Annotated in this window: 14 protein-coding genes; 6 read left to right on the top strand and 8 right to left on the bottom strand. The window is 38.7% G+C overall.

Annotated features, from left to right (window positions below; all coding sequences use genetic code 11):
* Positions 1-3: 3 nt before the first annotated feature.
* The 8 genes from KO521_RS01315 to atpD form a co-directional block, all read right to left on the bottom strand.
* Complete coding sequence (locus KO521_RS01315) at positions 4-1,533, bottom strand: alternate F1F0 ATPase, F1 subunit alpha (protein WP_215938116.1); 1,530 nt, start codon at positions 1,531-1,533, stop codon at positions 4-6.
* A 16-nt stretch (positions 1,534-1,549) separates the two neighbouring features.
* Entirely contained in the window at positions 1,550-2,320 is a 771-nt protein-coding gene (locus KO521_RS01310; RefSeq protein ID WP_215938115.1) for a F0F1 ATP synthase subunit B family protein, read from the bottom strand.
* Between the two features lie 10 nt (positions 2,321-2,330).
* Positions 2,331-2,597 carry a F0F1 ATP synthase subunit C gene (locus KO521_RS01305; protein ID WP_158976526.1) on the bottom strand — a complete coding sequence of 89 codons (267 nt, stop codon included), beginning with the start codon at positions 2,595-2,597 and terminating at the stop codon, positions 2,331-2,333.
* A gap of 73 nt (positions 2,598-2,670) precedes the next feature.
* On the bottom strand, positions 2,671-3,396 hold the full coding sequence (locus KO521_RS01300) for a F0F1 ATP synthase subunit A (protein ID WP_215938114.1): 726 nt from the start codon (positions 3,394-3,396) through the stop codon (positions 2,671-2,673).
* 1 nt (position 3,397) lies between these two features.
* A complete protein-coding gene (locus tag KO521_RS01295; RefSeq protein WP_215938113.1) occupies positions 3,398-3,700 on the bottom strand; it encodes an ATP synthase subunit I in 303 nt (100 codons plus the stop codon).
* The gene (locus tag KO521_RS01290; RefSeq protein WP_194534264.1) at positions 3,693-4,025 is read right to left on the bottom strand and encodes an AtpZ/AtpI family protein; all 333 of its coding nucleotides are present in this window, start codon (positions 4,023-4,025) and stop codon (positions 3,693-3,695) included. The genes KO521_RS01295 and KO521_RS01290 overlap by 8 nt, the downstream gene beginning before the upstream one ends.
* Entirely contained in the window at positions 4,022-4,411 is a 390-nt protein-coding gene (locus tag KO521_RS01285; protein WP_194551000.1) for a F0F1 ATP synthase subunit epsilon, read from the bottom strand. The genes KO521_RS01290 and KO521_RS01285 overlap by 4 nt, the downstream gene beginning before the upstream one ends.
* Before the next feature lie 17 nt (positions 4,412-4,428).
* On the bottom strand, positions 4,429-5,898 hold the full coding sequence (atpD, locus tag KO521_RS01280; RefSeq protein WP_215938112.1) for a F0F1 ATP synthase subunit beta: 1,470 nt from the start codon (positions 5,896-5,898) through the stop codon (positions 4,429-4,431).
* 176 nt (positions 5,899-6,074) lie between these two features.
* On the opposite strand from atpD, the gene ppsA reads away from it, so the two are divergent.
* Genes ppsA through glk form a run of 6 tightly spaced genes read left to right on the top strand, consistent with a single transcriptional unit; the run spans position 6,075 to position 13,318 of the window.
* Complete coding sequence (gene ppsA / locus KO521_RS01275; protein ID WP_215938111.1) at positions 6,075-8,483, top strand: phosphoenolpyruvate synthase; 2,409 nt, start codon at positions 6,075-6,077, stop codon at positions 8,481-8,483.
* 20 nt (positions 8,484-8,503) lie between these two features.
* Entirely contained in the window at positions 8,504-9,493 is a 990-nt protein-coding gene (locus tag KO521_RS01270) for a 2-hydroxyacid dehydrogenase (RefSeq protein ID WP_215938110.1), read from the top strand.
* Positions 9,494-9,500: 7 nt separating this feature from the next.
* Positions 9,501-10,190 carry a 2,3-bisphosphoglycerate-dependent phosphoglycerate mutase gene (locus KO521_RS01265; RefSeq protein WP_194551004.1) on the top strand — a complete coding sequence of 230 codons (690 nt, stop codon included), beginning with the start codon at positions 9,501-9,503 and terminating at the stop codon, positions 10,188-10,190.
* A gap of 31 nt (positions 10,191-10,221) precedes the next feature.
* On the top strand, positions 10,222-11,175 hold the full coding sequence (locus KO521_RS01260; protein ID WP_215938109.1) for a 1-phosphofructokinase family hexose kinase: 954 nt from the start codon (positions 10,222-10,224) through the stop codon (positions 11,173-11,175).
* A 10-nt stretch (positions 11,176-11,185) separates the two neighbouring features.
* The gene (locus tag KO521_RS01255) at positions 11,186-12,232 is read left to right on the top strand and encodes a class I fructose-bisphosphate aldolase (RefSeq protein WP_215938108.1); all 1,047 of its coding nucleotides are present in this window, start codon (positions 11,186-11,188) and stop codon (positions 12,230-12,232) included.
* Positions 12,233-12,244: 12 nt separating this feature from the next.
* Entirely contained in the window at positions 12,245-13,318 is a 1,074-nt protein-coding gene (gene glk / locus KO521_RS01250; RefSeq protein ID WP_252729809.1) for a glucokinase, read from the top strand.
* The last annotated feature ends 17 nt before the right edge of the window (positions 13,319-13,335 follow it).

Raw genomic sequence — 13,335 nt, 5'->3', positions numbered from 1 at the left:
GAGTTACTCTGCCTTTTGAAATTCCTTGAGTGCAGTTTTTGTAGCCGCCATCATACTTTCTCGGCCTGCATCATCCAATCCTTTATCGGAATACAAACTTTTTTGAATAGCTTCTGGTAAAGTGCCTATACTTTTTATCACCGCCTTTTCTGCTTCGCGCATATTTTCAATTGTAATCGTATCAAAAAGACCTTGGGTTAGCGTTAGAAGTACCCCTATTTGTTCTACTACGGACAACGGTTGTAGTTCATTCTGTTTAAGAATCTCCCTAATACGTTTACCGTGTTCAATAACATTTTTTGTTTCTTCATCTAAATGAGAGCCAAAACGAGCAAAAGTTTCCAATTCTTCAAACTGTGAAAATCCTAGTTTTAAATCACCCGCAATGGCTCGGTAGGCAGGTAATTGTGCCTTACCACCAACACGAGAAACCGATTTACCAACCTCAACCGCAGGTAAAACACCTAACTCAAATTGTTTAGGCGACAGATAAATCTGCCCATCCGTAATTGAAATTAAATTGGTAGGGATATAAGCTGACATGTTCTGCGCTTCGGTCTCAATTATGGGAAGAGCGGTCAATGACCCGCCTCCAAGTTCTTCGCTTAAATGCGTAGAACGCTCCAATAATCGGGAATGGATGTAAAATATATCCCCAGGAAAAGCCTCTCGACCTGGCGGTCTTTTCAACAAAAGAGAGAGTTCACGATACGCCCTAGCATGGTTCGTTAAATCATCATATACAATGAGTACATCTTTACCTATTTGCATAAAATATTCTGCAATACTAGTGGCTGCATAGGGAGCAATATATTGTAACCCCGGAGAATCGTTTCCTTCTGTAACCATTACGATGGTATACTCCATTGCCCCATTTTCCTTTAAATCCGCAATAACTTTAGCTACCGCAGAAGCCCTTTGCCCAATAGCACAGTAAACACAGATAACATCTTTATCTTTTTGATTAACTATGGTATCCAATGCAATAGCGGTCTTACCCGTTTGGCGGTCACCTAAAATCAATTCCCGTTGTCCGCGTCCTATTGGAATCAATGCATCAATAACTTTAATACCTGTTTGCAACGGCATACTTACTCCAGAACGATCCATAATAGGTGTAGCGCTCCGCTCTATAGGCAATCTTTTCTCATAAGAAATAGCACCTTTATCATCCATAGGTTCTCCCAAAGGCCCAATTACCCTTCCAAGAAGTGCTTTGCCCACAGGTACATCCATCACGCGATTTGTACGTTCTACAAGGTCTCCTGCATTTAAATCGGAATCTTCTCCCAAGAGAATAGCGCCTATTTCGTTTTCTTCAATACTAAAGGCTATACCATACAAATTGCCAGGGAATTTCAATAGCTCCTCATAACCTACGTTTGGTAAACCTGACACCTTTACCACACCGGCAGAAACACTGGTAACACGGCCCACTTCTTTTGGCGCCAGATTAAACTCGTGATCTTTCGTATGTTTTGCAAGTTCATCAAACGTATCGTTCACTAAACTTTTATAATCCGTTGCGCCCATTTCATTTATATTTCGATTATTCTTTCGCTTCTATTTCAACCTTTTTATCTGCTTCAATATCTTCTTCAAAAGATTTCAAATAGTCCGTAACACTCCAAGATAATTTATAACCATTGGTTAAAACTTCGATACCTGTAATCAATTCCGGCCTAGTTTTAAACTCGTAGGTATTCTCGGTCTTCAATAACCCACTTATCGTTTTTTGTATGGAACCTTGTTGATTGGCAGAAAGGGCAAAAGCACTTTGTACCAATACGGGCTTACCTCCTTTTAGAGCCTCAGAAAATTTTGCTTTCTCCTGGGCTTGTAGGTCATTTATTTTTTTCAAAAAGACATCTACTGTTTGCCCTTCTAAACTAACAGAAGAGAGGTCTGTCAATGTTTTTCTTGCAATGTCAAGAACCTCCCCTTTCAACCTCTTGGCCATATTATTATTTTTGATAGCTTGATCCTCGGCAAAAGCTTTTTCTAATCTATCTTTAAGCTCATTAGCTTCGTTTCTAGCATTTACCTTTAGCTTATCTCCTTCGGTTTTGGCTTCCGCGGCAGTCTTCTTCATTAATTCATCCTTCTCTTTATTGAAAGTTTCGTTTTTATGGTTGAATTCTTCTTTGGCTTGTGCTGCTTCTTTTTTCTGAGATTCAGCATCCAAGAGTTTGTTCTTTATATTAGTTTCCCGTTCATCTATTGAAGATAAAATAGGTTGATAAAGAAAACGTTTCAATAACCACATTAACACCAAAAAATTGATGATTTGGGCTATAACAGTAAACCAGTCGATTTTCATATTTTAGGTATTAAGCGATGAAATGGTTCCAGAAAGGATTTGCAAAAATCAAGATCATTGAAATCACAAAACAATAGATTGCCAATGATTCTAGCATGGCCAGACCCACAAAAAGGGTACGCGTAACGGTCTGACTTGCATCTGGCTGCTGGGCCATTGAACTTAAAGCTGTTGAAATAGATTTACCCTGACCCAAAGCAGGTATCATACAGCCAATTCCTGTTGTTATTCCGGCTGTAATGATTGAAACCATTGCGATTATTGTAGCATTGTCCATAATATTAAATTTTGTTGTTATACCAATTTTTAGTTTTGAATTAAATTTTGAAAAGGGGTTTCTTCCCTCCTTATTAAGCTTCTATTACTGTTTTAGATGTATGATTTACTTGTTCCTTTCTTACTTTCTTTTTATCCGATTCTTCAGTTGCCGCAGCTATGTATACCGTTGCTAAAATGCTAAATATATAAGCCTGTATAACACCTGTTATAAGTCCTAACACGGTCATTAACACCGGAAAAAACAATGGCGCTATACTCAAGAGAATGGTAACAATTAGACCACCGCTCATAATATTACCAAAGAGACGAACCGCCAAAGCCAACGTACGCGATATTTCGCTTATAATATTAAAAGGCAGCATAATGAATGTAGGCTCTATAAATGTTTTTAAATATTGAAAAACACCATTTTCTGCAATACCGAAAATGGGAGTTGCTAGAAAAACACATAGGGCCAAAGCTGCTGTTGTAGATAATGAACTCGTAGGAGGTTCATAACCTGGAAAAATAATGCACAAATTAGCAAAGGCTATAAAAATGAAGAGCGTTCCTATAAAACCCAGAAATTTTTCGGATTTCTTTAGTCCAACCTCTTTTATCTGCTCGTTCATACCGGTCACTAGCATTTCTAAAATACATTGCCACCGCGATATTTTTAAATCGGTACGTAGTTTTCTGGTTACCAAAACGGACACAAGCACCAATACAAACATTAATACCCAAGTGGTAACCAATGTAAGGTTGATGGTTATAAAGCCATTTTGCCAAAAAATCGTTTCGTCAGGACTTAGTTCCATCTTAATACTCTTTATCTAGTTTTATTGGTTTTATCTCTTTGATTTTGGTCATACGAATAACAATAAAACGAGTGCCTATAAAACCTAAGAGACAAATCAACATATACTTAAAATTGTTTTGGCCCATGTAGTAAAAACCCAAAAGAGTAAGCCCCACTCTTATGAACAAACTTCCCAAATACCATAATACCGGCTTTTTGGAGGATAACATCTTTTTTGAAGTAAACCAGAGTCCTCCAAAAAATAGAAAACCCAAGCAAGAGCCGCCAAACAAAACCAATAAGGTTATTACTAAATCATTCATCTTTCTTATTTTTATGTTCGTGCATTGATTTATTTTCTTTGTCTATCCATTGCCATGCAAGAGCACAACCAACAAACAAACCCGCTAGCAATAAGGTTAGTGTCCAAGAAAAAGTCTGCGGATATCTCCGATCTAACCATACCCCAAACACGGCCCCTAATACGGTTGGCACGGCAACGGACCAACCCACCATTCCAAAAGTGCCAAAACCTCTCCATTCACTCCTTTTCTCTTCATTTCGGGCATATAGCATTTGTTTTTCTTTACTATCAACTTCATCTAAGAAGCCTTTCTTTCTTTTTTTATCCTCTATATTTTTGCTCATGATTGACGAAGTTTTTTAATCCCGTGAATAAATTCACTTTCTAATTTGGCAACGGCCTTTCGTACATCTCTTTCCTCTTCATCTAAATTTCTAAACTGACTTTCTACGGCACTTCTAAGTTTTCCTAAATCAGCTCCTGCTATTGCATTTCGTACGGATATCTCTACAAAACCGTCCCTCTTCGTTAGTATACCTTCATCCATTGCTACGTAGTGATCTTGCCCTTCCTTTGTCTCGTAGGTTAATATGCCAGGTACCAAAGCGGCAACACAATCTAACCTGTGGGGTAAAAACCCGTATGAACCCGCATTGGTATCTACCACAATACGCAGCACTCCAGAAATTTTAAGAAATATCTTAAACGGAAGTAAAATATGTAGCTCCATTATTTTTAGTTCTAGATTTATACTTTAGCGGTAGTATTTGTTTTCTCCTCATCAGTTTTCTTTCCCGCTTTCTTGGGTTCTTTTTTTGCCTTTTTTATGGCTTCATCAATAGTACCCACCATATAGAAAGCACTTTCCGGTAAATCCTTAAACTCGTCTTTAAGAATACGTTCGCAACCGTCAAGCGCATCTTTTAATTTTACTCCTTTCCCTTTAAGTCCGCTAAACTGTTCCGTTGTAAAAAAAGGTTGTGTAAAGAACCTTTCTAATCGCCTAGCTCGGTTTACCGTGGCACGGTCCGTTACAGAAAGTTGCTCCAAACCCAACATGGCTATGATATCCTTTAGCTCTTCATATTGAGCTAATGTTTGCTTTATTTGTTGTAAAAGGTGATAATGTCGCTCGCCAATAACACCTGGTGTTGCCATTTTAGAACTAGACTGCAATAAATCTATTGCCGGAAAAAGCCCCTCTCCTGCTCTTTTTCTTGATAAGGTAATTGACGCTGAGAGGTGGGAAAATGTATGTACCGCAGCAGGATCAGTAAGGTCATCTGCAGGAACATAAACAGCCTGTATACTGGTAATTGCTCCTGTATTGGTATTCGCAATACGCTCTTCGAATTTTGAAAGTTCCGTACCCAAAGTTGGTTGGTAGCCCAATCTTGATGGCATTTGTCCCATAAGACCTGAAACTTCCATACCAGCTTGAATAAAACGAAATACATTATCTACAAGTAAAAGCACATCACGATGTTCATCATCCCTAAAATATTCAGCCATTGTTAAAGCCGCATGACCTACTCTAAAACGTGCTCCAGGTGGTTCGTTCATCTGCCCGAACATCATCACCATATCTTTCAATACATCGGCCTTTTTCATATCATGGTACAACTCATGCCCTTCTCGGCAACGTTCGCCAATACCGCAAAACATACTTATACCTTGGTGATACCCCACCATGTTATGTATCATCTCTGTTAGCAATACCGTTTTACCAACACCGGCACCGCCAAACAAACCCGCGTTACCACCATGCTGTAAGGGAACCATTACATCAATCGCCTTTATTCCAGTTTCAAAAATTTCAGATTTTGTAGACCGTTTTGATAACGGTGGTGGCAATTGGTGTACACTTTTTCGGGATAATTCCGGTAAAGCTTCTCCATGATCAATAGTATTTCCAAAAACATCGAACATACGGCCCATAATCTCTTTCCCTATTGGAACGGATAACTGTCCACCATCCGTTTCGGCTCTCATTCCCCTTGCCAAACCTTGTGTTGGAGTTAAGGCTATACCTCTAATTCTATGATCATCTAATTGTGACAAAACCTCAATAGCAATACCATTATCAGGCCCCGTATGTATTAAGGTATTAATTGAGGGTAAATCCTTGTTGAACCAAATATCTACAACGCTTCCACGTACGGCAATTACTTTACCTACAATAGATTTACTGATGTTATTATTTATATCCGTTGCCATACATCTTTGCTTCTAAATGAAGTAGTAAAAGTATTGCCCCAAATTTCCAACTGAAATGATTTGGGTCATGCCATCTTTTTTTTCCTCCATGACCTAGGTCATTTACATTGGCAAGGAAACATCGGAGATTCGTAGTCTATAATCTTGGCCGGAAACGACCTTTTAAAAACATAGCGATGAAAAATTACATACGTCACTTTAGTGAGATTGACATTAACGATGTACCAACTGTAGGAGGTAAAAATGCCTCTCTCGGAGAAATGTTTCAAAAGCTAACCAGTAAAGGAGTCCAGATTCCTGATGGCTTTGCTACTACAGCAGAAGCGTATTGGCACTTTCTGCAAGAAGTACACATTCAGGAAGAGATTTTTGGTCTTTTAGCAAAATTGAATACTACAGATTTTTCGAACTTAAAGGAGATTGGTGCTAGCGTAAGGAAAGCTATTTTAGACACAGAACTTCCTAAAGATCTTAAAGACGCTATTGGAGAAGGATACGATGCCCTATCTAAAAAATATAAAGGTGATATTTCGTTAGCGGTACGAAGTAGCGCTACTGCAGAAGATTTACCCACGGCAAGTTTTGCAGGCCAACAAGATAGTTATTTGAACGTAAAAGGAATAGATGAACTTATTGACGCCTGTAAGAGATGTTACGCATCACTATTCAATGACCGTGCAATTAAATACAGAGAAGATAACAACTTTGACCATACTAAAGTAGCGTTATCCATTGGTATACAAATGATGGTGCGTTCAGATTTGGCAGCTTCCGGAGTAAACTTCACCTTAGATCCAGATACTGGTTTTGATCAAGTGGTAATGGTTTCCAGCATATATGGCTTGGGCGAAAATATCGTTCAGGGCAGCATTAATCCCGATGATTATTTTGTTTTTAAACCTAGCTTAAAAAACGGTATTGAACAACCTATTGTTTCTAGACATTTGGGTAGCAAAGAAAAAACCATGGTTTATGATAAATCTGGTAGTGGAACAATAAATCTTGATACTCCTCTGAAGAAACAAGAACAATATGTACTTACGGATGCAGAGGTGGTAAAACTGGCCCAATGGTCATTAATTATTGAAGACCATTACAAACGCCCTATGGATATTGAATGGGCTAAAGACGGACAAACAAATGAACTCTTCATTGTTCAAGCTAGACCCGAAACTGTTCAGAGTGCTAAAACGAATAAATTAAAAATCAACACCTATACCTTACTAAAAAAAGGTAAAGAAATTACTCATGGGATGGGCTTGGGTAACAAAATAGCTTCGGGAAAAGCCCGTATACTACATAGCCCAGCAGAATCTGATAAACTTCAAAAAGGAGAAATATTGGTTACCGAACGTACCAATCCCGATTGGGATCCGATTCTCAAAAAAGCAGCAGGTATTGTTACAAATCAAGGTGGGCGAACCAGCCATGCGGCTATCGTTGCCCGAGAAGTAGGTGCTGCTGCCATAGTGGGAAGTAACAATGCTACAGAAGTCATTAAAGACGGACAAGAAATTACCATTTCTTGCGCAGAGGGCGATACCGGTGTTGTCTATGATGGCCTTTTAGAATGGAATGAAACCGAAGTGGACCTAACTACCTTAGGAAAACCAAAAACGCAACCTATGCTAATTTTGGCTGATCCAGATCAGGCGTTCAAATTCTCGTTTTATCCTTCTGCAGGAGTGGGATTGATGCGTATGGAGTTCGTTATCAACAATTCTATTCAAATTCACCCTATGGCCTTGAAGCATTTTGATACGTTGAAAGACCAAGCGGTTAAGGATAAAATCCAGAAACTAACACACCACTATCCAGACAAGTCAGATTATTTTGTACACAAACTTGCCGAAGGTATTGGAACTATAGCCGCTGCCTTTTATCCAAAAGATGTTATTGTTCGTACCAGTGATTTTAAAACCAACGAATATGCCAGCTTAATAGGCGGTACTGAATTTGAGCCCGTAGAGTCAAATCCAATGTTAGGTTTTAGAGGTGCTTCTAGATACTACAATCCTAAATACCAAGATGCTTTTGCTCTAGAATGTAAAGCATTAAAAAGAGTACGGGAAACCATGGGGTTGACCAATGTAAAAATTATGATTCCTTTCTGTCGTACGCTAAAAGAAGCTGCAAAAGTGCTAGAGGTTTTAGAAAAAAACGGATTGAAGCGAGGTGAAAATGGACTTCAACTTTACATGATGACCGAGATACCTAACAACATCATCTTAGCAGAACAATTTGCTGAATTCTTTGACGGATTTTCTATTGGCTCAAACGATTTGACACAACTGACTTTGGGTGTGGATAGAGATTCTGAATTGTTGAGTGACATCTTTGACATCAACGATACAGGAGTTAAAAAAATGATTGCCATGGTTATTCAATCTGCTCGTAAGACGAACACCAAAATTGGTCTTTGCGGTCAGGCACCAAGTGATTTTCCTGAGTTTGCCCAGTTTCTTGTAGAACAAGGTATTAACTCCGTATCCTTTAATCCTGATGCGTTGATTTCAGGTATTAAAAACATTAATAAAGCTGAGAAAAGCAAAACCGAATACGGTATGGCCGAAAGCAGTAATTGATATCACTTTAGAACTTAAAAATGAAAATAGCAATATTCAACGTCCATAATTGGGAAAGGGACTATTTGCAAAATGCCAATAATGACAAGCACACCTTAAAAATGTTTGATACCTATCTAACTTTAGATACGGTAGATTTAGCAAAAGGATGTGATGCCATATGCATTTTTACAGAAGACAATGCATCTGCACCCATCTTAGATAGGTTGCATGATCTTGGGGTTAAGTATGTAGCATTACGCTCGGCCGGTTTTAATAATATAGATGTGCCGCATGCAAAAAAGTTGGGTATCCGCATGGCGCGGGTACCCGAATATTCCCCCTATGCTATTGCTGAGTTTACGGTAGGTGTTATGCTTGCCCTAAACCGAAAATTAGTAAGAACCCACTACCGGATTATGGAAATGAATTTTTCATTAAACGGGCTGGTTGGTTTTGATATGAATGGCAAAACAGTGGGCATTATAGGCACAGGCAAAATTGGTCGTGTAGTGGCAAAAATTTTACATGGGTTTGGCTGTAAACTATTGCTTTATGACATTTTTGAAGATAAATCTTTGGTAGAAAAATATGATGCTACTTACACAGATTTAGATTCTTTGTGCAAGCAATCTAATATCATTACGCTCCATGCTCCTCTAAATGCAGAAACACATCACCTTATTGATGAGGCTAGAATTGCGGATATGAAAAAAGGCGTAATGCTGATAAATGCTGGCCGTGGCGGATTGGTAAAAACCCAAGATGTTATAAACGGACTTAAATCCGGTCAAATAGGCTATTTCGGGATGGATGTTTATGAGGAGGAAAAAGGTCTCTATTTTGAAGATCATTCTGAAGATATTCTTCAAGATGATTCCATGGCGCGTTTAATGACCCTTAGAAATGTATTGATAAGTAGTCACCAAGCATTTTTGACAGATACAGCCCTTAACAATATTTCACGAATAACCTTTGACAATTTGGAATGTTTGGAAAAAGGAGATTCTTGTGTTAACGAGATAAAATAAGCCTAGCATGGGAAAATTAATATTGGTCAGGCACGGTAAAAGTCTATGGAACGTAAAAAATGTTTTTACGGGATGGACGGATATTGACTTGGCACCGGAGGGAATGGAAGAGGCAAAAAAAGCCGGGGAACTCATTAAATCAAATCTTATTGATATTGATATCTGTTTCTCCTCTTATTTAAAAAGAGCCATCCGTACCGCATGGATTCTATTAGAAACAGCAGAAATGATGCATGTAGACACCAAATATAGCTGGAAGCTGAATGAAAGGCATTATGGAGATTGGCAAGGAAAGAACAAAGATGAAGTTCTAGAAGAAGTTGGAGAAGAATTCTTTTTAAGTGTGCGCAGAGGTTATGCAACTCCCCCTCCTAGTCTTTCTATAAACGATAAACGAAATCCAAAATTCGATTCTAATTACAAGGCTTTGGATACCTCTGTTTTACCAATGGCTGAATCGCTTAAGGATACGTCAAAAAGAGTGGTCAATTACTTTTTTGAAGCTATTGCCCCAGAATTGGCAAAGGGTAAAACCGTATTGATATCCGCTCACGGAAATTCATTGCGCGCTCTTATAGAGTATCTAGAGCATATATCTTCCGAAGATATTGCAAAGGTAGAAGTAGCTACGGGTGTTCCGCACTTGTATGAGTTTGATGGTAAGCTAAATGTTATAGAACATTACCAATTAAAATAGAACAAACAAACTAGTATTAAAATTTATTCAAATGGCCCGCATAATAACGCTTACCGTAAACCCCGCAATTGATAAAAGCACTACTGTGGCAGGAATTGGCCCTAATACAAAATTACGTTGTACCCAACCCACTTTTGACGCCGGTGGTGGTGGGATAAATGTATCACGAGCTATAAAAAAGTTAGGTGGCACATCACTTTGCAGCTACTTTTCCGGTGGTCCTTCGGGAGCATATTTGAAACAACTTTTAGATGAAAAAAACATTGAACAATCCATAACTCCCATTGAGGGGTTTACGCGGGAAAACCTGGCGGTAACGGATACAAGTACCAATCAACAATACAGATTTGGAATGCCCGGCCCACCAATAAAGGAAGCAGAATGGCAAAATGCCTTAAAGCAATTGGAATTGCAGTTAAATAAGGGAGATTATTTAGTTGCAAGTGGAAAACTACCTCCCAACGTACCAGACGATTTTTATGTAAAAGTAAGCCGTATAGCAGAAAATAAAGAAGCACTTTTTATTCTTGACACTTCTGGTGATGCACTTATGAAAGCTGCAAAATCCCATGTTTACATGCTCAAACCCAACTTGGCAGAATTAGGTGTGTTATGCGGGGTTTCCTCCATAACAGACTTAGACCTGAAATCATTGGCGAAAGAATTTTTAAAAACTAATGATTGCCAAATTCTTGTGGTATCCCTAGGGCCAAAAGGGGCATTACTAGCTACCAAAAATGAAATGGTACAAATACCAGCTCCTGTGGTTCACCAGAAAAGTACTATTGGTGCAGGAGATAGTATGGTGGCCGGAATGGTCATGAGCCTTATATGGGGTAAATCTTTAGTTGACATGGTTCAGTATGGCGTGGCGTGCGGAACTGCCGCCACAATGCACCATGGCACACAACTATGTATAAAAGAAGATGCGGACAAGCTGTATGAATGGATAAAACAGCAAACACCCGTTTTAGAAACAAATTAAAACACTACTGATGGAAATTGAAAAATATTTAAAAGAAGAAACCTTCTATCTACTAGATCACGAATGTATTACTATTCCTAAGGATAAAATCCACCTTCCAGGCCCCGATTTTAATGATAGGATTATGGCATCATCAGATAGATCTAACCGGGTTTTAGGAAGTTTACAACAACTGTTTGATCATGGAAGACTAGGTGGCACGGGATATCTTTCCTTATTGCCGGTAGATCAAGGGGTAGAACACTCTGCAGGTGCCAGTTTTGCACCAAACCCTGAGTATTTTGACCCTGAGAATATTGTGAAACTTGCCATTGAAGGAGGTTGTAATGCAGTAGCTTCCACATTAGGTGTACTAGGCGCAGTATCTAGAAAATACGCTCATAAAATTCCTTTTTTGGTTAAATTAAACCATAACGAATTACTTACGTACCCCAATACTTTTGATCAAATCTATTTTGCTCAAGTAGAACAGGCTTGGGATATGGGAGCCGTAGCTGTAGGGGCCACAATTTATTTTGGCTCGCCAGAATCAGACAGACAAATTCAAGAAACAAGTAAGGCATTTAAACGTGCCCATGAATTGGGGATGGCCACCGTTCTCTGGTGTTACTTACGTAATGATGCTTTTAAAAAAGATAGAGATTATGCTGTTAGTGCAGATTTAACCGGACAGGCAAATCACCTTGGCGTAACCATTGAGGCCGATATCATCAAACAAAAACAGCCAAGTAATAATGGTGGTTTTAATGCTTTGAAAAATTTTGGGAAAACTAGTGACCTTGTCTATAGTAAACTAACAACAAACCACCCTATTGACCTGACCAGATACCAAGTTGCGAACTGCTACATGGGGAGAGCTGGACTAATAAATTCCGGTGGTGCTTCAGGTGATGATGATTTTGCAGCCGCTGCACGTACTGCGGTAATTAACAAAAGAGCTGGTGGTATGGGATTGATTTCTGGTCGTAAAGCTTTCCAAAGACCTATGAAAGAAGGCATTAAACTTTTAAATCTTATACAAGATATCTACTTAGACCCCGCAATTACAATAGCTTAAAAACAAACTATTATGAAAATGACGGAAAAACCTTCCTTGCCCTTAACTCATAAATCTTTGATTCCTTTGGCAGTAGGCTCTAAAACGAGCTTAGGCAATACAAACGGAAATGTGCTAGCCGGTGATATAGGAGGAACTAAAACGAATCTCGCACTTTACGAATTTAAAGATGGACACCTTTTTCTGGTCAAACAAAAATCATATAGAACAAAAAACCATTCCTCTTTATTAGAAATTATAGAAGATTTTGAAATAGAAGAAATGGCTAAGATAGATAGTATATGTTTTGGTGTAGCCGGTCCCATAACCAAAGGAAAAGTACACGGTACCAATTTCCCTTGGAGTATTGATACCAAAAAGCTCATCAAAGCACTTCATCTTAAATCCATTTTTTTAATAAATGACATGCAGGCCAATGCCTATGGGCTGGCCGCACTAGAGGAAAAGGATTTAGATCATTTAAAATATGGTTCAAAAATTGAAGGTAATGCCGTTATTATTTCTCCAGGAACCGGTTTAGGAGAAGCTGGTCTATTTTGGGACGGCTCTGCATACCATCCTTTTGCCACGGAAGGAGGCCATTGTGATTTTAGCCCAAGGAACGACTTTGACCTGGAAGTATGGAAATATTTTCAGCAGAAATATGGTCATGTCAGTTGGGAACGTTTACTATCAGGACAAGGTATACGCGATACCTATCAACTGATACGTAATGTTAGTGGCGAAAAAGAAACAGATGCTTTTAAAGCAAAAATGGCCAAAGAAGATCCTGCTGCTGTAATTACTTCAACTGCTTTGGGAGGTTCTGATGTAGTCTGCAGAGAAACCTTAGATCTTTTTGTTCGGTTTTTAGCAATAGAAACTTCTCAACTTGCCTTAAAATTCAAGGCTACCGGAGGAATTTATATTGGCGGAGGAATTATGCCCAAGATTATAAAAGGAATGAATAGAGAAGTATTTACAGATAACTTCATGCAGTCTGGACGTATGAACTCTCTTTTACAAATGGTTCCCGTAGATGTTATTCTAAATGACAATACAGCTTTGCTAGGAGCTGCATATTATGCGGCAATGCTCTTAGAATAGGTTCTTTTCTGATTATT

Source organism: Zobellia uliginosa (assembly GCF_018860745.1).
Taxonomy (GTDB): Bacteria; Bacteroidota; Bacteroidia; order Flavobacteriales; family Flavobacteriaceae; genus Zobellia; species Zobellia uliginosa_B.
Note: the sequence above shows the minus strand (reverse complement) of the source record. Positions and strands in the feature narration are given on the sequence as shown.

Bases quoted from the DNA above. Each gene is read 5' to 3' on its own strand.
- KO521_RS01255 (WP_215938108.1), top strand. From the start codon at position 11,186: ATGGAAATTGAAAAATATTTAAAAGAAGAAACCTTCTATCTACTAGAT.
- KO521_RS01305 (WP_158976526.1), bottom strand. From the start codon at position 2,597: ATGGACAATGCTACAATAATCGCAATGGTTTCAATCATTACAGCCGGA.
- glk (WP_252729809.1), top strand. From the start codon at position 12,245: ATGAAAATGACGGAAAAACCTTCCTTGCCCTTAACTCATAAATCTTTG.
- KO521_RS01310 (WP_215938115.1), bottom strand. From the start codon at position 2,320: ATGAAAATCGACTGGTTTACTGTTATAGCCCAAATCATCAATTTTTTG.
- KO521_RS01290 (WP_194534264.1), bottom strand. From the start codon at position 4,025: ATGAGCAAAAATATAGAGGATAAAAAAAGAAAGAAAGGCTTCTTAGAT.
- KO521_RS01260 (WP_215938109.1), top strand. From the start codon at position 10,222: ATGGCCCGCATAATAACGCTTACCGTAAACCCCGCAATTGATAAAAGC.
- KO521_RS01265 (WP_194551004.1), top strand. From the start codon at position 9,501: ATGGGAAAATTAATATTGGTCAGGCACGGTAAAAGTCTATGGAACGTA.
- KO521_RS01315 (WP_215938116.1), bottom strand. From the start codon at position 1,533: ATGGGCGCAACGGATTATAAAAGTTTAGTGAACGATACGTTTGATGAA.
- KO521_RS01300 (WP_215938114.1), bottom strand. From the start codon at position 3,396: ATGGAACTAAGTCCTGACGAAACGATTTTTTGGCAAAATGGCTTTATA.
- atpD (WP_215938112.1), bottom strand. From the start codon at position 5,898: ATGGCAACGGATATAAATAATAACATCAGTAAATCTATTGTAGGTAAA.
- ppsA (WP_215938111.1), top strand. From the start codon at position 6,075: ATGAAAAATTACATACGTCACTTTAGTGAGATTGACATTAACGATGTA.
- KO521_RS01285 (WP_194551000.1), bottom strand. From the start codon at position 4,411: ATGGAGCTACATATTTTACTTCCGTTTAAGATATTTCTTAAAATTTCT.
- KO521_RS01270 (WP_215938110.1), top strand. From the start codon at position 8,504: ATGAAAATAGCAATATTCAACGTCCATAATTGGGAAAGGGACTATTTG.
- KO521_RS01295 (WP_215938113.1), bottom strand. From the start codon at position 3,700: ATGAATGATTTAGTAATAACCTTATTGGTTTTGTTTGGCGGCTCTTGC.